General features: G+C 69.6%; 20 protein-coding genes, 1 pseudogene and 1 riboswitch. Of the genes and pseudogenes, 2 read left to right on the top strand and 19 right to left on the bottom strand.

Annotated features, from left to right (window positions below; translation table 11 throughout):
* Positions 1-37 precede the first annotated feature (37 nt).
* The 19 genes and pseudogenes from ACUVYZ_RS01870 to ACUVYZ_RS01780 form a co-directional block, all read right to left on the bottom strand.
* On the bottom strand, positions 38-697 hold the full coding sequence (locus ACUVYZ_RS01870) for an adenosylcobinamide amidohydrolase (RefSeq protein ID WP_439932730.1): 660 nt from the start codon (positions 695-697) through the stop codon (positions 38-40).
* 7 nt (positions 698-704) lie between these two features.
* On the bottom strand, positions 705-1,433 hold the full coding sequence (locus ACUVYZ_RS01865; protein WP_439932729.1) for an adenosylcobinamide-GDP ribazoletransferase: 729 nt from the start codon (positions 1,431-1,433) through the stop codon (positions 705-707).
* Positions 1,434-1,436: 3 nt separating this feature from the next.
* A complete protein-coding gene (locus tag ACUVYZ_RS01860) occupies positions 1,437-2,036 on the bottom strand; it encodes a histidine phosphatase family protein (protein ID WP_439932728.1) in 600 nt (199 codons plus the stop codon).
* Positions 2,033-3,088 carry a nicotinate-nucleotide--dimethylbenzimidazole phosphoribosyltransferase gene (cobT, locus tag ACUVYZ_RS01855; RefSeq protein ID WP_439932727.1) on the bottom strand — a complete coding sequence of 352 codons (1,056 nt, stop codon included), beginning with the start codon at positions 3,086-3,088 and terminating at the stop codon, positions 2,033-2,035. Before cobT ends, ACUVYZ_RS01860 begins: the two co-directional genes overlap by 4 nt.
* A 76-nt stretch (positions 3,089-3,164) precedes the next feature.
* Entirely contained in the window at positions 3,165-3,686 is a 522-nt protein-coding gene (gene cobU, locus ACUVYZ_RS01850; RefSeq protein WP_439932726.1) for a bifunctional adenosylcobinamide kinase/adenosylcobinamide-phosphate guanylyltransferase, read from the bottom strand.
* The gene (locus tag ACUVYZ_RS01845) at positions 3,683-5,164 is read right to left on the bottom strand and encodes a cobyric acid synthase (RefSeq protein WP_439932725.1); all 1,482 of its coding nucleotides are present in this window, start codon (positions 5,162-5,164) and stop codon (positions 3,683-3,685) included. Before ACUVYZ_RS01845 ends, cobU begins: the two co-directional genes overlap by 4 nt.
* Positions 5,165-5,315: 151 nt before the next feature.
* Positions 5,316-6,215 (bottom strand): cobalamin-binding protein, encoded by a 900-nt coding sequence (locus ACUVYZ_RS01840; protein WP_439932724.1) that lies wholly within the window; start codon positions 6,213-6,215, stop codon positions 5,316-5,318.
* Between the two features lie 14 nt (positions 6,216-6,229).
* Complete coding sequence (gene cobD / locus ACUVYZ_RS01835) at positions 6,230-7,243, bottom strand: threonine-phosphate decarboxylase CobD (protein ID WP_439932723.1); 1,014 nt, start codon at positions 7,241-7,243, stop codon at positions 6,230-6,232.
* Positions 7,236-8,159 (bottom strand): adenosylcobinamide-phosphate synthase CbiB, encoded by a 924-nt coding sequence (cbiB, locus tag ACUVYZ_RS01830; protein WP_439932722.1) that lies wholly within the window; start codon positions 8,157-8,159, stop codon positions 7,236-7,238. Before cbiB ends, cobD begins: the two co-directional genes overlap by 8 nt.
* Positions 8,159-8,776 carry a cob(I)yrinic acid a,c-diamide adenosyltransferase gene (gene cobO / locus ACUVYZ_RS01825; protein ID WP_439932789.1) on the bottom strand — a complete coding sequence of 206 codons (618 nt, stop codon included), beginning with the start codon at positions 8,774-8,776 and terminating at the stop codon, positions 8,159-8,161. Before cobO ends, cbiB begins: the two co-directional genes overlap by 1 nt.
* A 108-nt stretch (positions 8,777-8,884) precedes the next feature.
* A pseudogene (gene bluB / locus ACUVYZ_RS01820) lies at positions 8,885-9,354 on the bottom strand (5,6-dimethylbenzimidazole synthase); the annotation flags it as partial.
* Between the two features lie 92 nt (positions 9,355-9,446).
* Complete coding sequence (locus tag ACUVYZ_RS01815; protein WP_439932788.1) at positions 9,447-10,217, bottom strand: ABC transporter substrate-binding protein; 771 nt, start codon at positions 10,215-10,217, stop codon at positions 9,447-9,449.
* A gap of 93 nt (positions 10,218-10,310) precedes the next feature.
* Positions 10,311-11,633, bottom strand: coding sequence for a cobyrinate a,c-diamide synthase (locus tag ACUVYZ_RS01810; RefSeq protein ID WP_439932721.1), 1,323 nt, complete (start codon positions 11,631-11,633; stop codon positions 10,311-10,313).
* A 21-nt stretch (positions 11,634-11,654) separates the two neighbouring features.
* Complete coding sequence (locus tag ACUVYZ_RS01805) at positions 11,655-12,236, bottom strand: hypothetical protein (RefSeq protein ID WP_439932720.1); 582 nt, start codon at positions 12,234-12,236, stop codon at positions 11,655-11,657.
* Between the two features lie 38 nt (positions 12,237-12,274).
* Complete coding sequence (gene btuB / locus ACUVYZ_RS01800; protein WP_439932719.1) at positions 12,275-14,134, bottom strand: TonB-dependent vitamin B12 receptor; 1,860 nt, start codon at positions 14,132-14,134, stop codon at positions 12,275-12,277.
* Between the two features lie 128 nt (positions 14,135-14,262).
* A riboswitch (cobalamin riboswitch) is annotated at positions 14,263-14,490 on the bottom strand.
* A 92-nt stretch (positions 14,491-14,582) separates the two neighbouring features.
* Positions 14,583-15,263, bottom strand: coding sequence for an MBL fold metallo-hydrolase (locus ACUVYZ_RS01795; protein ID WP_439932718.1), 681 nt, complete (start codon positions 15,261-15,263; stop codon positions 14,583-14,585).
* 66 nt (positions 15,264-15,329) lie between these two features.
* Positions 15,330-15,686, bottom strand: coding sequence for a hypothetical protein (locus ACUVYZ_RS01790; RefSeq protein WP_439932717.1), 357 nt, complete (start codon positions 15,684-15,686; stop codon positions 15,330-15,332).
* Complete coding sequence (locus ACUVYZ_RS01785; RefSeq protein ID WP_439932716.1) at positions 15,683-15,979, bottom strand: CDGSH iron-sulfur domain-containing protein; 297 nt, start codon at positions 15,977-15,979, stop codon at positions 15,683-15,685. The genes ACUVYZ_RS01790 and ACUVYZ_RS01785 overlap by 4 nt, the downstream gene beginning before the upstream one ends.
* An 8-nt stretch (positions 15,980-15,987) precedes the next feature.
* Entirely contained in the window at positions 15,988-18,048 is a 2,061-nt protein-coding gene (locus tag ACUVYZ_RS01780) for an ASKHA domain-containing protein (protein WP_439932715.1), read from the bottom strand.
* 301 nt (positions 18,049-18,349) lie between these two features.
* Here ACUVYZ_RS01780 and ACUVYZ_RS01775 point away from each other — a divergent pair, with 301 nt between their 5' ends.
* Together ACUVYZ_RS01775 and ACUVYZ_RS01770 are read left to right on the top strand one after the other, a co-directional pair.
* On the top strand, positions 18,350-21,835 hold the full coding sequence (locus tag ACUVYZ_RS01775) for an FAD-dependent oxidoreductase (protein WP_439932787.1): 3,486 nt from the start codon (positions 18,350-18,352) through the stop codon (positions 21,833-21,835).
* A 186-nt stretch (positions 21,836-22,021) separates the two neighbouring features.
* Positions 22,022-22,873 (top strand): hypothetical protein, encoded by an 852-nt coding sequence (locus ACUVYZ_RS01770; RefSeq protein ID WP_439932714.1) that lies wholly within the window; start codon positions 22,022-22,024, stop codon positions 22,871-22,873.
* The last annotated feature ends 312 nt before the right edge of the window (positions 22,874-23,185 follow it).

Here is a 23,185-nt window from a genome sequence, read left to right as displayed (position 1 = left end):
ACCGATTGCGGGCCGCCTTCTCGCGAACGCGAATCGCTCACCTCAGAGCTCGCGAGCGCTCCCGCGCCTGCTGGAGCGCCTGCTCGAACGCCCGCGCCACGCACCAGCCCACAGGCGTAACGGCGCCCGCGTACCGGGCCGAAGGGCCCGGGGCGAGCGCCACGGTCACCGTGTCGGTGCTGGTGCCGGTGGCCGGATGGCCATCGGGCGTGCGCAGCCCGGCGAGCGCCCGGGCCTTCACCTCGGCGATCAAGTGCACCAGTTCCACCCGAGCGGCTTCGGGCAGTGCGGCTTCCACGATCACGCACGCGTTGATCGTGTGGGGAACGGTCCCCTCGAACACGGGGCTCAGCCCCGGGGCGGAGAGGTTGCCCAGGCCCGCGGTCACCAGGGCGCAGGCGCGAAACCCGTCCCGCGCCGCGCTTCCTTCACCGTAGCGCTCCACCCGGGCCGCGGTGAGGCAGCCGGTGGTCTCCTCCGCGGGAAGCCCCAGGGACGCCAGCCGGGCGGCGATCCAGCCTTGGAGGTCGGCCTCGCAGAAATCGAGCCCCACGGAGTGGTTCACCCAGAATCGGCTCCGCACCCGCCCGCCCCGGTAGGGAGCGCTGGACAGGACCGGGCGACAAGCGCCGAGTTCGACCACCAGCGCGCCGCTTGCGAGCGTCACGCGAAAAGGCGCGTGCAGGGTGTCGAACATGGTGGGCCTACGTCACGGCCGCCATCAGCACCGCGGCCTCGGCGATTTCGATGAGCGCGCCGGCGGTGTCGCCGGTCGTGCCCTGGAGGCGCGCCATCATGAGCCAGCGCAGCAGGGCGAATACAAGGCCGGCTATCGCCACAATCACTAAGCCGCGTCCCGCGTTCAGCACCAGGATCGCCACCACGGCCGCACCGGTGCTGACGATGGCCTGGCGCCGCGGCAGATGGGCCGCCAGGGCGCTACCCAGGCCCCCTGGGCGCACATAGGGTGTGGTCAGGAACAGCACGGGAACCAGGGCCCGGCCGGCGAAGGGAGCGACGGCGAGGCAGAGCCAGGCACCGTTCCCGATCGCGGCCTCCAGGGCCGCGAACTTGGCGATCAGCACCACCGCCACCGCCACCACCGCCGCTGCGCCTCGGTGCGGGTCCTTCATGATGGCCAGGGTGCGGTCGCGGTCGCCGTGACCCCCCAGCCAGGCGTCGGCGCTGTCGGCCAGGCCGTCCAGGTGCAGGGCCCCCGTGACCGCGACCCACAGGGCCAGGAGCAGGGCCGCGGCGACGCCGGGGGACGCGCCTTGCAGTATCCAGCCGAAGCCCGCCAGCAGGCCCCCCAGCAGGAGCCCGATGGCGGGGTACCAGGCGATGGAGCGGCCCACGTCCTCCTCCCGCCAATCTCCCTGCGTGACGGGCAGGCGGGTCAGGAACTGGAGCGCGATCAGGAACGGCTGGAGCATCGCTCAAGACGATCCGCGGCGCGGGGGTCCGGAAAGCTCGCCGGACACTTCCGGTTGCCATCGAACCCGGTGCCCCAGTGGCACCGGAATCGCCAACCCGTCCGCAGCCGACCGGCCCGCGAGATGGGCCCGCACCACCCGGATCGGCCCGCCGTGGGTGACGATCAACACCCGCTCGCCGCGGCAGCGCGAAACCAGCTCGCGCCACGCGGCCAGCACCCGGTCCCGGAACGCGGGCACCGGCTCGCCCCCCGGCGGCGGATGGGCCAGGGGATCGCGCCAGAACCGTTCCAGGGCCTGGGGGTCCTCGGCCATCAGCGCCTCGGCGGTCCGCCCCTCCCAGGCGCCGAAACCGATCTCCCGCCACCGCTCGTCCACCACGAGCGCCACGACCTGCCGCGCCGCCAGTGCCCGGGCGAAGGCCGCGCAGCGGGCGAGGGGCGAGGTCACGATCCGGTCCCAGGGTCCCTGTCCTTCCACGGCCGCTTCCATCTGCTGCCAGCCGGCGGCCGTGAGCGGGTCATCGGTGCTTCCCCGATACCGGGGCCCGCCCTCCGCCTCCCCGTGGCGGAGCAGGTCGATCCACCCCTTTCCAGGCGTCACCGGGCCTTCTCCGAGACGCCGGCCTCGGCGAAGGTGGCCATCTCGGCGTGCAGGGCGCAGGCCAGCCGCAGAATGGGCACCGCCACCGCCGCCCCGCTCCCCTCCCCGAGGCGCATGCCCAGGTGGAGGATCGGCTCGGCCGCCAGCGCCTGGAGCAGGCGCCCATGGCCGGGCTCGGCGGAGGCATGGGCATAGAGCAACCATGGCGCAGCGCCCGGGCAGCGGCGCACCGCCACGAGGGCCGCGCAGGTGGCGATGAAGCCGTCCACCAGCACCGGCAGCCCCGCCTGGGCGCAGGCCACGTAGGCGCCTGCGAGGGCCGCGATCTCGAAGCCGCCCACGCAGCGCAGGACTTCCAGGGGATCGCCCAGCCCGGCACGATGGAGCGCCAGGGCCCGCCCCACCACGTCCGCCTTGCGGGCGACGCCGGCCGCGTCGAGCCCCGTGCCCGGGCCGGCCAGGCGCTCGGGCGCCTCGTCGAGCAGCGCACAGGCGAGGGCCGTGGCGGCGGTGGTGTTGGCGATGCCCATCTCGCCGCCGATGAAAAGCGCCGCGCCCGCCTCCCGGGCCCGCAGCGCCGCGGCGCGGCCCGCTTCCAGGGCGATCCCGAGCTGGGCGGCGGACATGGCGGGTTGCCGGCAGAAGTTGGCGGTCCCCGCACCGGCCCGGCAGGAGACGACGCCGGGGAGCGGTCCGGGATCCCGCACCGTGCCCACGTCCACCACCTCCAGCTCGGCGCCCAGGTGCCGCGCCAGCACCGAAATGGCCGCGCCGCCCCGGGCGAAGTTGCGCACCATCTCCACCGTCACCGTCTGGGGAAAGGCGGAGACACCCTCCTCCGCCACGCCGTGGTCGGCGGCGAACACGGCGATGCGCACCCGTTCCACCGACGGCCGCTCCCGCCCCTGCAGGCCCGCCAGGCGCACGGCGAGCTCCTCCAGGCGCCCCAGGGCGCCGGGGGGCTTGGTGAGGCGGGACTGGCGCAGCCGCGCCGCTTCTTGAGCGCCGCGATCCACCGGCGCGGCCGGAGCGTCGATCCATGACGATGACACGTATCGATTCCTCGTCAAACGGGATCTCGAAAACGATGTCGGGAACCCCATCGGCGAGCCTCGGGCACGGCTCGCCTCACGGCGCCGGCCCTTTCAGCGTGAGGGGCAGCCCCGCCGCGGTGAGGATCACCCGGTCGCAGAGGGCGGCGAGGCGCTGGTGCAACACCCCCGCTTCGTCGCAATAGCGCCGGGACAGGGCATCGACGGGGATCACCCCCAGGCCGGTCTCATTGCCGACGAGTATCACCTGGCCCGGAAGCCCGGGCAGCGCGGCGAGGAGCGCTTCGCGCTCCCGGGCGAGCGCCTCCGCTTCGGCGCTGCAGAGCAGGTGGGTGAGCCACAGGGTGAGGCACTCCACCAGCAGGCAGCGGTCTTCGCGACCATGGGCGACCAGCGCCCGGGCGAGCCGCATGGGTTCCTCCACTGTCACCCACTCCGCTGGCCGCCGCCGGCGATGCTCCTCGATGCGCCGGCCCATCTCCTCGTCCCCCGCCGTGGCGGTGGCCACGTAGATCACCTGGAGCCCGCTGTCGCGCGCCAGCCGCTCCGCCAGCCGGCTCTTGCCCGAGCGCACGCCGCCGAGGATCAGCGTCTTCACTTCGCCGCCGCTGCGCCCGTGCCGGAGTCCAGGCCGAGGATCGCCAGGATCCGCGCCATGTCCAGGTGGTCTTCGCACGCGTCCGTCAGCCGGTCGAGGGCCGCTTCCCGCAGGGCGGGGTAATCGGGCGTCTCGGGTGCTTGCACGCCCGCCCAGGCGAGCAAGGCGTCGCAGGCGGGACGGGACTCGAACAGGCCGTGGAGGTAGGTGCCGAGGATCTGGCCGTCCTCCGAGATGGCGCCGTCATGGCGGCCGTCGAGCCGCACCAGCGGCCGCGCAAGGGCAGCTCCCCGGCTCACGCCGCAGTGGATCTCGTAGCCGGTCACGGGGGCGTCGCCGAAGATCAGCGTGCCACGCACGTTGGCGAGCTGCTTTTCCGCTTCCAGCACCGTGACCAGGTCCAGGAGCCCGAGCCCGGGGCTCGCGCCGGGCGGGCCTTCCAGTCCCAGGGGATCGGATATCGCCCGGCCCAGCATCTGGAAGCCGCCGCAGATGCCGATGAGCTTGCCGCCGTAGCGCAGGTGGCGATAGATGGCCCGCTCCCAGCCGTTCTCCCGCAACCATTGGAGGTCCGAGCGCACGCTCTTGCTGCCAGGAAGGACGATCAAGTCCGCCGGCGGCACCGGTTCACCGGTGCCCACGAAACGCACGTCCACCCGGGGATGCAGTCGCAGGGGATCGAGATCCGTGTGGTTGCTGATGTGGGGAAAGACCGGCACCACGAGCTTGAGCGCGCCTGTGTCCTTGGTGGGCTGGGAATCATCGATCGCATCCTCCGCCTCCAGGTGCAGCCCGTGCAGGTACGGGAGCACCCCCAGCACCGGGCGGGCGGTGCGGCCCTCCAGCCAATGGAGGCCGGGCTCCAGCAGCTTGAGATCGCCGCGGAAGCGGTTGATCACCCATCCCCGCACCCGCGCCCGCTCCGAGGGGGAAAGCAGCTCAAGCGTGCCCACCAAGTGGGCGAACACGCCCCCCCGGTCGATGTCGGCCACGAGAAGCACCGGGCAGTCCACCGCCTCGGCGAAGCCCATGTTGGCGATGTCGTTGTCCCGCAGGTTGATCTCGGCGGGGCTGCCCGCCCCTTCCACCAGCACCACCTCGTATTGCGCGGCCAGACGACGGAAGGATTCCAGCACTGCCGCCCGGGCCCGGGCCTTGTAGGCGTGGTAGCCCAGGGCGTCCATGGTGCCGATGGCGCGCCCCTGGAGGATCACCTGGGCGCCCACGTCCGTGTTAGGCTTGAGGAGCACCGGGTTCATGTCGGTGGTGGGGGCCACGCCCGCGGCCTGAGCCTGCACCGCCTGGGCCCGGCCGATCTCGCCCCCATCCGCGGCAACAGCGCTGTTCAACGCCATGTTCTGGGGCTTGAACGGCGCCACCCGCACCCCGCGCCGGACGAGGGCCCGGCACAAGCCCGCCACCAGGGTGCTCTTGCCCGCGTCCGAGGTGGTGCCCTGGATCATCAGCGTATGCGCCATGACGTCATCCTATGGTTTCCGTTTGGGTAGAATGCGCCTCGGCGCACCGTCCTGCCGGCGGCTGATCGGTGCGTTTCGCTGCGCTCAACACACCCTACAGCTTTGCGTTTCAATTTTTTTCTGTGGTTAAGAAATCTCGGCCCCCGGGCTATCACTTCCGCGCGTGGGCGCTGCGGCTGCGCACCGCGTCCAGGGCCTGGCACAGCCGTTCGGCGCCGTCCAGGATGCGGGGCGTGGGCCGCTGCAGAAGATCGGAAGGCACGAACACCAGGTTGCCCTGCTTCACCGCCTCGATCTGGGGCCAGCGCCGCCACCCCTCCAGCCACTCCGGGTAGGCTTCCCCCATGCCCCCGGCCACGATCACCTGGGGGTTGGCGACCAGCACCGACTCCACGTTGAGCATGGGCGTGAGGGTGTGGACCGAAGCGAACACGTTGGTCCCGCCGCACAGCTCGATCACGCGGCTGATGAGATGCTCCCCGTTCACGGTCATGAGGGGCCTGTCCCAGATCTGGTAGAAGACCGAAACCCTGGGCTCGCCCCCGTAGCGGGATTGGAGCCGGCGCCAGCGGTCGCGGAAAGCGCCCGCCGCCTTCTGCGCTTGCGCCCCGATCCCCGCCAAGGCTCCCAGGCGCTCGAGATTGGTCGCCACCTGCTCGAAGGTGCGGATCTCGGTCACGTAAAGGGTCAGCTTCAGGTCGCGGAGCTGCCCCAGCAACCGCGGGTCGTTGCCGCTCGCCCAGCCCACCACCAGGTCCGGCGCGAGGGCCATGATGCGTTCCGGGTCCGGGGAAACGTAGCTGCCCACCCGGGGGATTTTCTTCGCATCGGGCGGGTAATCGCTCCATTGCACGGCACCCACCACGGAGCGCCCGGCACCGGCTGCGAACAGCAGTTCCGTCGCGTGGGGCGCCAGGCTCACGATGCGCTGCGCGGGCTGGGCGAGCCGCACTTCGTTTCCCACGTCGTCGCGCACCACGATCTCGGCTTGGGCGGCCGCCGCGAGGACCCATGCGAGCAGGGCCCACCCCCAACGCCGCAGAATCTCCATGCAGCTCTTTCCCGTCATCTCGCCGCCCGTTCGAGACGGGGCGCGGCGCGCGCCCATTCATCCAGCGCGAGGGCCAGGCGCTCCCACGGGCCGCCGCCGGCGGGAAGCCCGAAGCGCAGCCCCGGCGGATCGGCGAAGGCGCGCACGAGGATGCCCCGCCGTGCGAAGAATTCCCAGGCTTCCGCGGCGCGGGGCGTCTTCACCCACTGGAACAGGGCGGTGCCTCCGGCAGGCGCGAGGCCCGAAGCGGCGAGCAGTCGGGCCAGCCGCTCGCTCGCCGCGGGCAGCATGCGGCGCGTCTTCTGCTGCCAGCCGGTGTCCGCCAGCGCCGCGGCGGCCACGTAACGGGACGGGTTGGCTACCGCCCATGGCCCCATCGCTTCCTCCAGCCTCGTCAGGAGCCTGGGTTCACCCAGCACGAAGCCCGCTCGAATGCCGGCGAGGCCGAAGAACTTCCCCAGGGAGCGCAGCACCACCAGGCCCGGCCAATGGTTGACCGGGGCGAGGCTTTCCTGGGGAGTCGCGTCCATGAAGGCCTCGTCCACCACCAGCCAGCCGTCCCGAGCCGCCAGCGTCTTACGCCAAGCCAGCAGGGCCTCGCGGCCGAAACGTTCGCCGGTGGGATTGTTGGGGCTCGTCAGCACCAGCACGTCCACCGGCGGCACGCCGGCGCGCAAATCGGCTGCCGAGACGCCGATCACGTCATGCCCCGCCGCGGCCCAGGCTCGGCGATGCTCGCCGTAACCCGGCTCCAGCACCGCCACGCGTCCCGGAGGCCGCAGCCGCGGCAGCGCCTGGATCGCCGCCTGGGTGCCGGGCACGGGCAGCAGGGAAGACGCGCCGTAATAGGCCCGGGCCGCCTCTTCCAGCCCGTCCCCCGCTTCCGGCAGCCGCCGCCAGCACTCGGCGGGCACGGCGGCGACCGGCCATCCCCGGGGATTGATTCCGGTGGAAAGGTCGATCCACTGCCGCAGCGGAATGCCGTAGCGCTGCGCCGCCCGGCGCAGTTGGCCGCCGTGCTCAAGCATTGATCCATGCTCCTGTCATTAAGACACACAGCCACAGCCAGGTGCCGCGCCGGACCAGGGCCGTCGCTCGTGCAATGTCGGCTACGCCGGGAGCTTTTCCTTCACCCAAAGCCGGGCGTATTTTCAGCGCCCCGTGGTATTGGGCCGGACCGCCCAGCTTCACCCCCAGGGCGCCGGCGCCCGCCGCCATGACGGGGCCCGCGTTGACGCTGTCCCACGCGGGTCCCTGGGCCCGCCAGCAGCGCATCGCGCCCTCGAACCGGCCAAGGGCGGCGTAGGTGAGGGCCGTCAGGCGCGCCGGCAGGTAATTGAGCCCATCGTCCAGCCGCGCCGCTGCCCAGCCGAAATGAAGATACCGCGGCGTGCGGTAGCCCCACAGGGCATCCAGGGTGTTGGCAAGGCGGTACAGGACCACGCCGGGCGCCCCGGCCAGCGCGTACCAGAACAAGGCGCCGAAGACGGCGTCGTTGCCGTTCTCCAGCACCGACTCCACCGCTCCCCGCGCCACGTCCTCGGGCTCCATCGCCCCCGTGTCCCGGCTCACCATGTCCCCAACCCGCCGGCGAGCGTCCTCGAGCGTCCCCGCCTCCAGGGCGCCCGCCACGCGCTGGGCGTGCTCCTCCAGGCTTCTGCCGCCGAGGGCGAGATAGAGCAACGCGGTTTCCGCGGCCACGCCGATCCAGGGCCCCTGGGCCGCCGCCCACCACGCCGCGGCGACGAACGGCAGGACCGCGAGCGCCAGCGCCACCATGCCGCGCCAGCGCCGCGCCGAGGGCGCGGCCTCTGCGCCGCCGTAGAGGGCGCGTTCGATGCCGCTGGCCAGCCGCCCGAACCCCACCAGCGGATGGAAGCGCCGGGGCTCCCCCAGCAGGCGGTCCAGCAACACCGCGGCGAGGGCGACGAAGGCCGTCTGCATCACAGCTCGATGCCCTTCTGGGCCCTGACCCCGACCTCGAAGGCGTGCTTGACCGCCTGCATCTCGGTCACGGTGTCGGCCACGGCGACGAGCTCGGGCTTCGCCCCGCGTCCGGTGATGACCACGTGCTGCATGGTCGGCCGCGCCCTGAGCGCCGCGATCACCTCTTGCACCGGCAGATAGCCGTACTTGAGCACGATGTTCAGCTCGTCCAGCAGCACGAGCTGGTACGACGCCTCCTCCAGCATGGCCCGGGCCCTGTCCCACGCGGCCCGGGCGGCGCGGATGTCCCGCTCCCGGTCCTGGGTCTCCCAGGTGTAGCCCTCGCCCATCACGTGGTAATCCACTTCGGGGAAGCGGCGGAAGAAAGCCGCTTCGCCGGTGGCGAAGCGGCCCTTCACGAACTGCACGATGCCCACCCGCATGCCGTGGCCCAGGGCCCGGGCCACCATGCCGAAGCCCGAGCTGGACTTGCCCTTGCCGTTTCCCGTGGCGATGACGACGACACCCCGGTCCTCACCGGCCTTCGCGATCTTCGCGTCCACCACCGCCTTCTTGCGTGCCATGCGCCAGCGGTGGCGCTCATACAGATCCGGCTTCTCGCCGCTTTCCCTCATCGGGTTCTCCTTCGCTGCGTTTTCCGCGGATCGGTCCCACGCGTTCTCGTACACCAGCGCTTCCAGCGGAACGCGCCGGGCCCAGCCCTCCCGCTCCAGCATGGGCCGTTCGTAAAACGCCTCCACGTGTCCCACGCACAGGATCGCCACCGGTCGGCTTCCTTCGGGCATCGCCAGCAATCGGGCGAGGGCGTCCGGATCGAACAGGGAAACCCAGCCCACGCCGATGCCCTCGGCCCGGGCTGCCAGCCAGAGGTTCTGGATCGCGCAAGCGACCGAACAGAGATCCATCTCCGGCAGGGTGCGCCGCCCGAACACGTGCCGCTCCCGCCCCGCCATCAAGGCCACCACCAGCAGCTCGCCGCATTCGCGCACGCCCTCCACCTTCAGCCGCATGAACTCGTCCCTGCGCTCTCCCAGCGCTTCGGCGGTGCGCTGGCGCTCCTCTTCCACCAGCCGGTGGATCCCGGCCCGCAGCACCGGTCGGTCACCCGCACGAAGCGCCACGGCTGCATGAACCCCACGCTGGGGGCGAGATGGGCCGCCGCTAGGAGCCGGGCCAGAAGCCCCGGGTCCACGGGATCGGGGAGAAAGTGGCGCACGTCCCGCCGCTCGGCGATGACCCGATAAACCGCCTCGATGTCCCCGTCGCTGTAACGGTGCCGGTCGCTCACGTCACCGCTCCTGCCCAACGCCGGATGATCCGGTGCACCTGGCGCAGCCCGTCGGTGAGGCACGCCGGTCCCGGCTGCAGGATGTCCGCCGACTTGATCTCGTAGAGATGCCCGTGCCGCACGGCCGGGACGTCCTGCCACCCGGGGCGCGCCGCCACCTGCTCGGGACGGAATTTCTTGCCGCACCAGGAGCCGATGATGATATCCGGCGCGCGCCGCGGCACCTCCAGGGAGTCGGCGATCACCCGATCCCGGGCCATGGGGCGCCGGGCCAGCTCGGGGAAGCAGTCGATGCCGCCGGCGATCTCGATCAGCTCCGACACCCAGCGGATGCCCGAGATCTGGGGGTTGTCCCATTCCTCGAAGTAAACCCGCGGGCGGCGGGGAAGCTCGCCGGCTTGCCGCCGGACCTCCTCCATGCCTGCCTCCAGCCTCTGGATCAGCTCCTCGGTCTTCTCCCGGGCGCCCACTATCGCGCCCACCGTGGCGATCATGGACAGGATCTGCTCGACCGAGCGCTGGTTGAAGATGCAGACGTTGACGCCCCGGCGGATGAGCTCGGCGGCGATGTCGGCCTGGAGGTCGGAAAAGCCGAAGACCAAGTCCGGCGCAAGGGCCAGGATCTTGTCGATCTTGGCGCTGGTGAAGGCCGACACCTTGGGCTTTTCCTTGCGGGCGCGGGCCGGGCGCACGGTGAAGCCGGAAATCCCCACGATGCGGTGCTCTTCCCCCAGGAGGTAAAGGGTCTCGGTGGTCTCCTCGGTCATGCACACGATGCGGCTCGGCAGGCGCGCCCCGATTGCCGCGCCGCGGGCGAGGTTGCGGGAGCTGGGGAGCGGTTTGCCCTGGGCCATTTTCGTTCAAGGCTTGAAAAAGGCCGCCACGGCGCGCGGATTGGACGGAAAGTAGAAGTGCACGTAGGAGGCGGTGAGGCGTCCGATCCGGTACACCGCCTCCCCGGGATCGCCCCGGGGGGTGACGGCCCGCGCCCAGGGCTCGAGGCCGGTGGTGAGCCGGGAGTGATGGAACGTGTGCCCGCGCACGGGGCCCTCCGGCGTTTGCACCTCTTGCAAGCCGAGGGCGGCGAGCCGTTCCTGCATCACCGCCTCGCCCGGCACCAGGCCCGCCATGGGCGCCCGGTGCCCCTCATGGGTCAGAGCTTCCAGCAAGTAGAGCATACCCCCGCACTCGGCGAGGATGGGTTTTCCGCGCTCATGATGGGCTCGCAGCGCCCGCCTCATGCCTTCGTTCCCGGCGAGCCGGTCCAGGTGCAGCTCCGGGTAGCCCCCTGGCAGCCAGACGCTGTCCACCGGCGGCAAGTTGTCATCCTCCAGGGGCGAGAAGAAGATGAGCTCGGCGCCCAGCCGGCGTAGCAGATCCAGGTTGGCTGGATAAAGAAAAGAAAACCCGGCGTCCCGGGCCACCCCGATCCGCACCCCTTCGAGGAGGCGTTCCACGTCCGAATCCGCCGGCTTGGCAAAAGCCACGGGCGCCGGCAGCTCCGCCGCCCCGGTGGCCGCCACGGCTTGCGCCGCCGCGTCGAGCCGGGCGTCCAGGTCGCCGATCTCCTGGGCTTGAAACAGCCCGAGATGCCGGTCGGGAAGCGCCAGGTCCGCCCGGTTGGTCACCGCGCCGAAAAACGTAAGCCCGGGCGGCAGACTCGCCTTCAGAAGCTCCCCATGGCGCGGCCCCCCGACCCGGTTGGCCACAACCCCCGCTACCCGCAGCCCCGGCCGGTAAGCGGCCAGGCCGTAACACACGGCACCGAAGGTCTGGGCCATGGCGAAAGCGTCCACCACCAGCAGCACCGGGAGGCCCAAAGCGATCGCCAGGTCGGCGCTGCTGGGCTCCCCGTCGTAGAGCCCCATCACCCCCTCCACCAGGATCAGGTCCGCCTCCCCTGCCGCCTCGAACAGGCGGCGACGGCACTCCGCCTCCCCCACCATCCACAGGTCGAGCGGGTACACCGGCGCGCCGGAGGCCCGCTCCAGGATCATGGGATCCAGGAAGTCAGGCCCGGTCTTGAACACCCGCACCCGCCGGCCCTGCCGGCAGTGCAGGCGGGCGAGGGCCGCGGTGGCCGTGGTCTTCCCCTGCCCCGAGGCCGGCGCGGTCACCAGCAGCGCCGGACAGTGCCGGAGTGCAGCGGTCTGGGGCGAAGACTCAAGGGCGCCTTGCGGCATGGCCGATGGCGGAGAGCAGAGTTACGAGGACTGGTTTACTCCATCCGGGCGCGGATGCGCAAGCCAGCGAAGGAACCTGTATCCGGCCAGGCCCAGCGCAGCATAGAAGAAAGCGTACAGCGCATAGCGCGGGTAGTAGCGGGCCACGCGGGCCGCGTACTCCGATCCGCTCAGCTCCAGGAAGTAACCCGAAAGCAAGTAGAAACTCCCGTTGGAGATCAGGAAGGCGGCGGTAACACCGGCGAGAAGCGCCGCTGCTGCGCGCGCCCACCCGCGGCTGCCGCCCATTCCTTCCCGCCCGCACCAGCGCCCCGCGAGCCACAGGGCCCCGTAGGCAAAGGCGAGGAACGGATAGGCGGGCGTCACGCACCAGCCGCTCACCCCACCCACGGTGATGGCGAGAAAATCGATCGCGGCGGCCTCGGCGAGAAACGCGGCAAACCATCCCGCCGAGCGCAGGGACATGCCTGCCAGGAAGAACACGGCCCAGGACGCATCGGGAAGCTGTACCGCCGAGCCGAAATGGTGATAGCGAGTGGCGGCCATCAGGGCGGCAAGGCCAAGGCCGGCCAGGAGCGGAGAAAGGCGATCAAGCGCATGCACGATGAGGTCCTCCTTTGATGTAACGCTAAATAAACCCATCACCCGCCCTGGGGCCGGTAGCGCAGGGTGACGAACACATTAGTGCCGTTCTGGGGAAAGAAGGCGGCCGTCTCGTACTCCTTGTCCAACGCGTTCCCCACCTTGAGCTGCACCGCCCAGTCCTTGTGGGGCCGGTACTCGGCCCGCAGGTCCAAGGTGGCGTAACTTCCCAGGCGGCGAGTGTTGGCCAGATCGTCAAAGCGCCGGCCCTCCGCCACCACGGTGGCGCCGACGGTGAAACGCCCGATGTCCCGGTCCACGTCTAGCCGGAAGGACTGCTCCGCCCGCCGCGGCAACACCTTCCCGCGGTTCGGTCCGCTGCTCCGGTTTTCCGGGTCCAGGAGGGTGGCGTGGGCCGCGATCCGCCAGTCGGCCACCGTTCCGCTCGCGATGCCCTCGATCCCCCGGAGGCGGGCCTCGTCGATGTTCTGGGGCAGGAAGGTAGCTGCGTCGAAGGCGATCAGATTGTCCACCTGGGTCTGGTACGCATGAAGGGACCAGCGCCAGGCGCGCCCGATGCCTTCCAGCCCCACCTCTACGCTTCGGGACTCCTCCGGCTGGAGGTTAGGGTTGCCGAAGCCGGGGAAGAACAGCTCGTTGAACGTGGGCGCCTTGAACGCCGTGCCGTAGGAAGCGGTGAAGCGCAAGCCCTTGATGAGCTCGTAGCCCCAGGCCGCGCTGCCGGTGGTCTCGCCGCCGAACTGCTCGTTGTCGTCGTGGCGCAGGGACGCTTGCAGGTCGTTGGCGCCCAACCGGGCCAAGTACTGGGCGAAAAATCCCTCGTTGCGGCGAGAGGTCACTGGAAAGGCAGTGGTGCTGTCCACCCGGTCGTTCTGGTGGTCGAAGCCGACGGTGGCGAGCTGATTCGTCCCCAGGGCGATGTCGTTCTGCAGGGAGAACAGGTCGCGCCGGGTGTCGAAACGGGTCCGGAATGCGCCGTTCAGGAAGTTGTCCGATTCGTCCCGGCTCTGGCCGGCGGAGAGGGATACCTGCCACCGGGAGAGGGGCGAAAACTTCAACCGCCCGCCGATCACCTGCTGCACCGACTCGGACTCGTTGACGAAAGTGCCGTCGAACTCGTTCTGCCCCTTGGCGCGCAGGGCGTGGAAATCCACCTCCGCGCCGTTGTCGAAGCGGTGCCCCAACCGCAGCGAGCCGGCGCGGTTGCGATAGCCGTCGGCGTCGGGCTCGATGGTGAAGCAGCCCGCGCCCCCCGGGAACGGTTTGCCGGTGCAGGCGTTGAACCCCTGGGTGTCCAGGTTGCTCAGGCCCAGGTGGAACCAGCTCCGCTCGCCGCCCCCCTGCAAGCCCGCTACCAGGGACGAGGTGCTGTGAGTGCCAGCGCCGGCGCTGAAGTAGGGCGTGAGAGCCCCTCCTCCCCGGCGGGTAAAGATCTGGATCACGCCGCCGATAGCCTCCGACCCGTACAGGCTGGAGCGGGGGCCGCGCACCACCTCGATGCGCTCGATCTGCTCCATGGGAAAGTCTTGGAACGCGGCCTGGCCCAGGGTGGCCGAGCCGACCTTGATGCCGTCGATCAGCACCAGCACGTGGTCGGACTCGGTGCCGCGCAGAAACAAGGACGTGCTCTTCCCGAGCCCGCCGTTGTTGGCAATGGAAATGCCGGCGAGTCCCCGCAGCACCTCCTGGACGGACAACGCTTGGCTGCGCTCGATGTCCTCCCGGGTGATCACCGTGACCGACGCCAGGGTCTCGTCGGCGGTCTCCGCGGTGCGGCTGGCGGTGACGATCACCGGCGCGAGGGCCACCATCTCCTTTGCCGGCTGTGTCTCCGCCCCCAAAGATCCGCTGCAAACGGCCAGCAACGCCAAGCCCGCCGGCCCGTAGGCTTTTTTCATCGCTTCTCCTCCGCCCGCGCGCACACCCGCGGCAGGCCTCACGTGATTGAGAACGGATCCGGAGGAAGGATGAAACGGAGCGTGCGCTGGAAAAGCCGCCGGGCGCCGTCGGACCGCCCTCCGCGATCCCCCTGCGATCGCTCCAGGCCGGTCTCCGGGCTTGCGAGTGGAGCGGTGTTGAGCCGTCCGGGTCTGCGCCTTCCCGCGCTCGTCGCGCAGTGGCGTTGATGCAGACCCTTTACTCGCTTACCGTTGCGGGGGCAGCGCCGGCTTTGCCCGATCGATCCGGACGCACCGGCTTCCCGTTTCACTGGGTCGGCGGCCGCCGGCCCAGTACCTGAAGCTCCTTGCAATGTATCGACGAGGGGATGGGCGTGTCAAGGAGACCAGGCTCGCGCCCGCTTCAAAGGGGGCATGAGCCCCACGCAACCCGTCTGCCCGAAGGGCGTTACAGGTCGATGGTCATCCCGTCGAACGCGCACGTTTCGGGAACGGAGGCCGCGTGCCGCAGCATGTCTTCCGACATGTGGGTGAGCACCACGCGCTTGGCCGCCAGGCGGCTCAAGTGCCGGCGCAGCCCCGCGTAGGTCATGTGCCACTTGATAGGCTTTTCGTAGAAGTAGCATTCGACGATCAGCAGGTCCGCTCCGTGGGATGCCGCCACGATGTCCTCCGTCCACTCCGTATCCCCGGTGTACGCGATGACCTTGCCCGCACACTGGACCCGCAACATGATTGGATGCGTGTCCGGATTATGAACGGCCCGCCACGGCGTCACGTCCAAATCCAGGATGCGGTTCGCTGCTCCAAACGACAGCTCCCGGCACTCCACCGGGAACTTGGGCTTCATCCCGTGACTTCCCGGGAACAGGGCTTCGCGGATTATGTCCAGCCGCTCGATGAAGCCCCGTGGACCGGCGATGGTGAGGGGGCGATCGCGCTTGCTCTGAAGCATGGCGTCGATCAGCAGGAACGGGACTCCGGCGCAATGATCGCCGTGCAGATGGGTGAGGAGAATGGCGTCGATGCTGTTCGGATGGACGCCCTGGGCCTTCATCGCGATGAGCGACGAATCCCCGCAGTCGATGAGGAATCGGGTCGAGTCGGCCTCCACCAGGATGCAGGTCATGAACCGCCCCCCGCTCCCGTAGGAGTCTCCGGAGCCAAGGAAGCGTACGCGCACGCCCACCGGCAGCTACTCGATCAGCGCCGGCCGGGAAGCAGGTGAATGAATGCCCGACGCGTACTCCGCCCCCGCCTGTAGGCCTTCGATGCTCTGCAAGCGTTTTTCCGCCAGCTTTCGCACGAAATCCAGGCACAGGGAGGCGAACACCCGGGCGCGCGGGTGGTCGCGGAAATAGTACACGCCGTCGATGCTGCCGCCGGATTGAAACCGCTGGGCCAGTAGCGTCGCCACGTCCAAAGACGTCTCGGGCACCTGCCCTTCGCCCGCCTCTTCCCCCGCGCGGCGCAGGGCAACGACCAGGTTATGCTCGACGATCACGCAAAAGATGTCGGATTTACCCATATAGGCAGTGGCACCGCGGCTCATGCGCCCTCGTCCCAGCCCACGGCGGCCTGCAGGGGGATCGAGGAGCGTCGCTGCCCGCGGCAGTTGCCGAAGCAGTAGGGCTTGTTGTCCGAACGCTTGCACCCGCACATGTAGAACGTTTCGGTGATCGGGGCAACGAAGGCGATAGGCTTGAACCCGCTGTCGCCGTGGGAACCGTCGCACCAGGGCTGGGTGGCCGACAGGCCACAACTGCACCAGAGATAGGTCTGTCCTTCCTCCACCGGCACGGCATAGGGACCGATCTGGGGCGAAACGGGCAGGTCGCGGGCCATGATGCCTCCTAATCGCTCCGCTCCGGCGCCCGCCCCTGGCGCGGGGGCAGCGGCACCGCCGCCGCCAGGCGTGGAAACGGATCGACCGCGTTGGGAATGCTCATGGCCGCCACGAAATACTCCTGGAACTTGGGCGCGATGGCGGTCTCCACCTTCTCCACGCGCCGGATGACCCGCTCGATTTCTTCCCGCGCCGCCCTGGACAGCAGCGCAATGCGCGCACCCGTGCCCGCCGCGTTGCCCACCGAGCTGACCCCTTCCAGATCGCAGTCCGGGATCATGCCGAGCACCATGGCGTACTTCACGTCGATGTAGCTGCCGAAGGCCCCGGCGAGATAAATCCGGTCCACGCGGTCGACCCGCATTTCATCCATCAGCAGCTTCGCCCCCGAGTAGCAGGCCGACTTGGCCAGCTGGATGGCCCGGATGTCGCCGGGCACCACCTTCACCACGCGCTCGCCGCTCCGGTACAGGACATACTCGAACGCCCGTCCGCGCGGGATGAAATGCGGATGGTTCCTCACTTCCTTGCCCTTGGCCAGCATGCGTCCGGTCTCGTCGATCACGCCCGCCAGGTACAACTCGGCCACTGCCTCGATGATGCCCGAGCCGCAGATGCCGGTGACACCCGTTTTGGCGACAGCCTCCTCGAATCCCGGCTCGTCGGACCAGGCCTCCACGCCGATCACCTTGAACCGGGGCTTGAGGGTTTCCCGGTCGATGCGCACGCGCTCGATGGCGCCGGGCGCCGCGCGCTGGCCGCAACTGATCTGGGCGCCTTCGAAGGCGGGCCCGGTGGGGCTAGAAGCGGCGATCAGCCGGTCACGGCTGCCCAGCACGATTTCGGCGTTGGTGCCCACGTCGATGATGAGCGTCAGCTCGTTGCCCGCGTGGGGCTGCTGGGAAAGAATGACGCCGGCGGTATCGGCGCCCACGTGCCCGGCGATGCACGGGAGGAAATAAACCCGGGCCCCTGGATTCAGATTGAGCTGAAGATCCCGGGCGAGCACGGTGACCCCGGTATCCACAACGAGGGGGAAAGGCTCCATGCCGAGCTGGGTGGGGTCGATCCCCAGCACCAGGTGATGCATGGTGGGATTGCCGACCACCGTCATCTCGACCACGTCATCGAGGGCGACGCCCGCCTCCTCGGCCACCTGGGCGACGAGGCTTCTCAACGCTTCCCGTACCGCTGCGGTAAGCGCCTGCGCCTGGCCCTCGTTCTGCTGAAGATAGGAGATGCGGCTCATTAGATCTTCGCCGAAGCGGATCTGGGGATTCATCATTCCGGCGCTGGCCAGCACTTCTCCCGTCCCCAGATCGCACAGGTGGCCCGCGATGGTGGTGGTTCCCACGTCGACCGCCACGCCGTAGATCCGCTCCTTGAAGCCGGGCCAGACGGCGATCAGGGTCTTGCCCTCCCGCACCGCCACCGTGCCCTTCCAGTCGCCTCCGTACGTGTTGCCGGCGCGCATGGCGGGCGATAGCCGCTGCAGGAAGGCGAGATCGGCTTCCAGGCCGGCAAGCCCCCACTCCCGCTCCAGCACCTTCTTGAGCCGCGTCAAATCGCAGGTCTGGTCCGCCATGCTGGGGCGCGGCAGCTCGGCATAGTAAAGCTTCACCACCGGGTCGATTTTCAGATCCCGGATCGGGTCCGCCCGCTTGCGCACCATCTGGCGGTGAATCTGCGAGTCGGGCGGCACGTCGATCACCACGTCCCCGAGAAGCCGGGCCTGACAGGAAAGGCGCCGCCCTTCCTTCAGCCCCTTGAGGCGCGCGTACTTCTTCTCCGTCTCGCCGGGCGGGCTGAGATGTCCGGCCGCGGATGTGATCTTGAGCTTGGCGAATTCGCCCGTGGAGAGAATGATCTGGCAGCGGCCGCATACCGCCCGGCCGCCGCAGACCGAGTCCAAGTCCACGCCCAGGCTGCGGGCGGCCGTGAGCACGGGAGTGCCCACCGGAAATTCCCCGCGCCGCCCCGAGGGCGTAAACACCACCCGCGCGGTAGCCGCTGGGCTCCGGGCTGCGTCCTCGTCCTTTCCAGCGGTCTGTATGGCCTCCAGCGTCATGGCGGCATCGGCGATTCGGAATACGGGTTTACGGGCCTATTTTCTTTGGATTAGCCTTACGTCCCTGGGATATCTCGTCAACCGGCTGCAAGGCATGGGGACCATGCGCTCGACGCATGGGCCGAACGGCTCACCAGGGCGCGGCCGCTTGCGCTGGCCCGTATACTGATCCCGTTGGGGAATCTCTCGGGATGTCGCGCCAGGAACCGCGGCCGTGGGGCGCGCCGCACCGCCCGCCGAATCGGGTGCACCGGCGAACGGGCGGCACATCGCAGCGTCCAATGGACCAGCAAACATGGATATGGACACACTGAAGCTTGCTTTCGGTCTGACTTTTTCCGACCTCTACGAGCGCTCGGGCATCGAGCGCATCGACCGGCTTTTTCTCGAGCATCTGCGGCGCAGCGCGCCACAGGTGTACGAGCAATTGGTCGCGGCCCGGGCGCGCCCCGAAGCGATCACCAAATTCCAGTACTCCCGGCTTCTGGTGGACGCAGCCCCGCATCTGGACGCCTTTCTCGGACGGCTCTTCGGCATCGAGGCGGAAGTCGCGCGCCTGAACGCCCAGCACGAGGCTGCGCAACAGATCTACCGGGTCAAGCGCCAGTTCGTGCAGCGCCGGGCGCTCCATGCCCGCTCTCCGGAGGAGGCGGAACGGGAGGACGGGACGGCCCTGGCGCGGACGCTAGAGCAGCGCATGGGAGAAGCCTTCTCGGAGGCCGCGTTCGCGCGCCACGTGGAGCGCTGGCTCGCCGAGGGCGACGAGGCCGCCCTGGCGCTCGCCGAACGCTACAGCGCCTGGGCGGTGCGCACGGCCGCCGGACGCTCACGCCACGCCGCCGGCACGCTGTTCAAGGTCCCCGCCAGGCTCGATCCCGCGCGGCTGGTGGAGGCGGCGCCGGAAGCCGCCGACGCGATCGCGCCCCTGCGCATGAGCGAGGCCCATCTGCGCCGGCGCGACGGGTTCCACCTCACCGATTCCGGCATGGGCGAGGCGGCGGTCCTCGATCAGGCGAACTACTGCCTCTGGTGCCACGGCCAGTCCAAGGACTCCTGCTCCGTGGGGCTGCGGGACAAGGGGGGCGGCTTCCGCGTCAACGCCCTCGGCGCCGCCCTCACCGGCTGCCCGCTGGAAGAGAAAATCTCCGAGATGAATTTCGCCAAGGCCCATGGGGCCTCCCTCGGGGCGCTCGCCATCGTCACGGTGGATAACCCCCTCGCCGCCGCCACCGGCCACCGCATCTGCAACGACTGCATGAAGGCGTGCATCTACCAGAAGCAGGAGCCGGTGGACATTCCCCAGATCGAAACGCGGGTGCTGAAGGACGTTCTGGCACTGCCCTGGGGATTCGAGCTCTACAGCCTCCTCACCCGCTGGGCGCCCCTTCATCTCACGCGGCCGGTGCCCCGCCCCGAGACGGGCTACAAGGTGCTCGTGGTGGGCCAGGGACCGGCGGGCTTCAACCTCGCCCACCACCTGCTGAACGAAGGCCACACGGTGGTGGCCATCGACGGCCTGAAGATCGAGCCGCTGCCGGAGTCCCTCTCCGGCGTCACGCCGGACGGCCGGCGAGTACCGTTCCATCCGATCCGGGACGTGGGCGCCCTGTGGGAGGACCTGAGCGAGCGGGTGATGGCGGGCTTCGGCGGGGTGGCCGAATACGGAATCACCGTGCGCTGGGACAAGAACTTCCTCAAGCTCGTGCGCCTGCTCCTCGAGCGGCGACCGGGTTTCGCCCTCTTCGGCGGGGTGCGCTTCGGCGGCACCTTCACGCCGCAGGACGCGCTGGCCCTGGGCTTCGATCACATCGCGCTTGCCACCGGCGCCGGCCGGCCCACCGTGGTGCCGATGGAAAACGCCCTCGCCCGGGGCGTGCGCATGGCCTCCGATTTCCTGATGGCGTTGCAATTGACCGGCGCGGCCCGGTCGGATTCCATCGCCAATCTGCAGATCCGCCTGCCGGCGGTGGTGATCGGCGGGGGCTTGACCGCCATCGACGCCGCCACCGAGACGCTGGCCTACTACCCGGTGCAGGTGGAGAAGTTCCTTTCCCGCTACGAAATCCTGGCGGCGGAGCAGGGGGAGGAGGCGGTGCGCGCCGATTGGAGCGCCGAGGACGCGGCCATCGCGGAGGAGTTCATCGCCCACGCCCGGTCGATCCGCGCCGAACGGGCGGCGGCCGCCCGGGAAGGGCGCGCCCCCTGCCTGCGGGAACTACTGGACGCCTGGGGCGGCGTCACCCTCGTCTACCGCCGGCGGCTCGCGGATGCGCCGAGCTACCGCCTCAATCACGAGGAAGTGCGCAAGGCCATGGAGGAAGGCGTGCGCTTCGCCGAGAACCTGCAGCCGGTGGCGGTCCTCACCGACGATTTCGGCGCCGCCCGGGGGCTACGGCTCAAGCGCGCCGGCGACGGCGGCGAGGTGGCGCTTGCGGCGCGCACCGTGCTCATCGCCGCCGGCACCCAGCCGAACACCGTGCTGGCGCGGGAGCTTCCCGGGCATCTGCCGCCCCTGGACGGCGCCTACTACCAAGCCTTCGACGAAGAGGGGCGGCCCGTCGCGCCGGAGCGCAGCCCCAAGCCGGCGAAACCCCATGTGCTCATGGCGCTGTTTCCCGACGGGCGGGCCATGAGCTTCTGGGGCGACCTGCACCCGTCCTACGCCGGCAACGTGGTCAAGGCCATGGCCGGCGCGAAGCAGGGCTATCCGGTGGTCACGGGCAGGCTCAGGGCGCGGTCGCCCGAGCCGGTGGCGCCGGAGACCTTGCTCGCCACGCTGAATCGAGAGCTTCGGCCCACGGTGCACGCGGTCCACCGCCTGACGCCCACCATCGTCGAGGTGGTGGTCCGCGCGCCCATGGCCGCCCGCCGCTTCCGCCCGGGACAGTTCTATCGCCTGCAGAACTTCGAGGCGTACGCGCCCCGGGCCGACGGGACGCGCCTCGCCATGGAGGGGCTCGCCCTCACCGGCGCCTGGGTCGATGAACAAAAGGGGCTCCTGTCGCTGATCGTCCTGGAGATGGGAGGATCGTCCGACGTGTGCTCGCTGCTCAAGCCCGGGGAGCCGGTGGTGGTGATGGGGCCCACCGGCGCCCCGACCGAGATCCCCGCGGGCGAGACGGTGCTGCTGGCCGGCGGGGGCCTGGGCAACGCGGTGCTGTTCTCCATCGGCCAGGCGCTGCGCGCCAACGGCTGCCGCGTGCTCTACTTCGCCGGCTACAAGCGCCTCGCCGACCGATACCACGTGGAGCGGATCGAAGCGGCGGCCGATACGGTGGTCTGGTGCTGTGATGAAGCGCCCGGGTTCATTCCGGGCCGGCTCCAGGACCGGGCTTTCGTCGGGAACATCGTGCAGGCGATGGAGGCCTACGCCCGGGGTGAGCTGGGGGAGCCGCAGCCGCCCCTCTCGGCAGTGGACCGTATCATCGCCATCGGCTCGGAGCGCATGATGGCCGCCGTCGCCCAGGCGCGCGCCGGGTGTCTCGCCCCGTATCTGAAGCCCGGCCACGGGGCCATCGGCTCCATCAATTCGCCGATGCAGTGCATGATGAAGGAGATCTGCGGCCAGTGCCTGCAACTGCACCGGGACCCCGCCACCGGCCGGGAGGAAGTGGTCTTCTCCTGCTTCAACCAGGACCAGCCGCTCGATCACGTGAGCTTCGCCTGCCTCGCCTCAAGGCTGTCCCAGAACGCGCTACAGGAAAAGCTCACTGCCCGCTGGGTCCGACGCTGCCTCGGCCGGCTGATCCCCGGCGACGAACGGGCGGCCCGCCAGGCCGGCGGCTAGCCCAACCTCCACAGTTGCCTTTAATTTTTGCCGATAGTGGCCGGCTGTAGCGCGGCCGCAACAGTTCGTTTTCAGAGTGAAGTGGCGCGCGGCCAGGCGCAGGCGCGGGCTGATCCTGGGTGCTTCGTGAGAATGTGCTCATGTACCTTCGGCACACAGGCGCACAGGAAGAACGGCAAGACCCACGTGTATTGGCGCCTGGTGCGCTCGGTGCGTCACGGCCGGGAGGCGGTGCAGGAGACGGTGGCGCAGCTGAGGGAACTTGATGCTGAGGCTCGGACGCGGGCGCAGGTGCTGGCGCGCTCAATCACCGGCGGGGCGCAGAGCGCGCAGCGCGATCTGTTTGCCGCCGAGGACGGCGCCGATGCGGTGCCGGTGCAGCTCGGTAAGGTACGGCTGGAGCGCATGGCACGGCGCATCGCCAAAGCCAAACGCCGCTTGGATGGCAGAGCGCTCGAACGCCAGATCGGGCAGCTGCTGGAGCGTAACGCCCGGGCCGCGGCCCGCTATTCGATCGCCCTCGAAGACGACGATACCCACGACTCGGGCCTGCGGCTCAAATGGCGCGCCCATCCCGAGTGGGACGAGTGGGCGAACCTCTCTGAGGGCACTTATATCCTGCGCAGCAACGTGCACGAGTGGAGCGACGAAGAGCTCTGGAAGACCTACCTCCAGCTCACCGAAGCCGAAGCGGCCTTCCGCATTCACAAGTCCGATCTGGCAATTCGCCCCATCTGGCATCAGAAGGCCGAACGCATTCAAGCGCACATCCTGGTGTGCTTCTTGGGCTACGCGCTGTGGAAGACGCTGCAACAGTGGCAACCGCGCGCAGGTCTGGGAGATTCGCCACGCACGATCCTCACCGAACTCTCGCGCATCACCAGCGCCGATGTCGTGCTGCCCTTGGCGGATGGTTCGAGGCGCGAACTCAAGATTCGCTGTGTCGTGCACCCCGATCGCAGTCAAGCGCTACTCATTGACCGTCTGGGCCTTACCCTGCCTGAGCGCCTTCGCGCGCCACAGACCGTCGAAATGTAGTGCCAACTGCGGACCTTAAGCCCCTGATCTACCAACATTCACACCCGCGAACTGTGGAAGTTGGGCTAGCTCCCCGACCGCGGAATGACAAACAACCCGCTTTTATGCCCGTAGGGTGCGTGAAGCGAAGCGAAACGCACTGAAACGACGCTGGGTGCGCGGTGCGCCGAGGCGCACCCTACGAGAACTCGGTCAACAGATCGATCAGCACTAGCGGCGCCGTCGAAATCCGGCCGCCCCCCGGTGGCAAGGGACCGCGTCATCCGCACGTTCACCACCCGGACGCGGAGACCGCGAAGCGTGAGCCTGGAC

The sequence above is a fragment of the Pelomicrobium sp. P1 genome (genome assembly GCF_052805615.1).
This window is presented reverse-complemented; position numbering and strand designations above follow the sequence as displayed.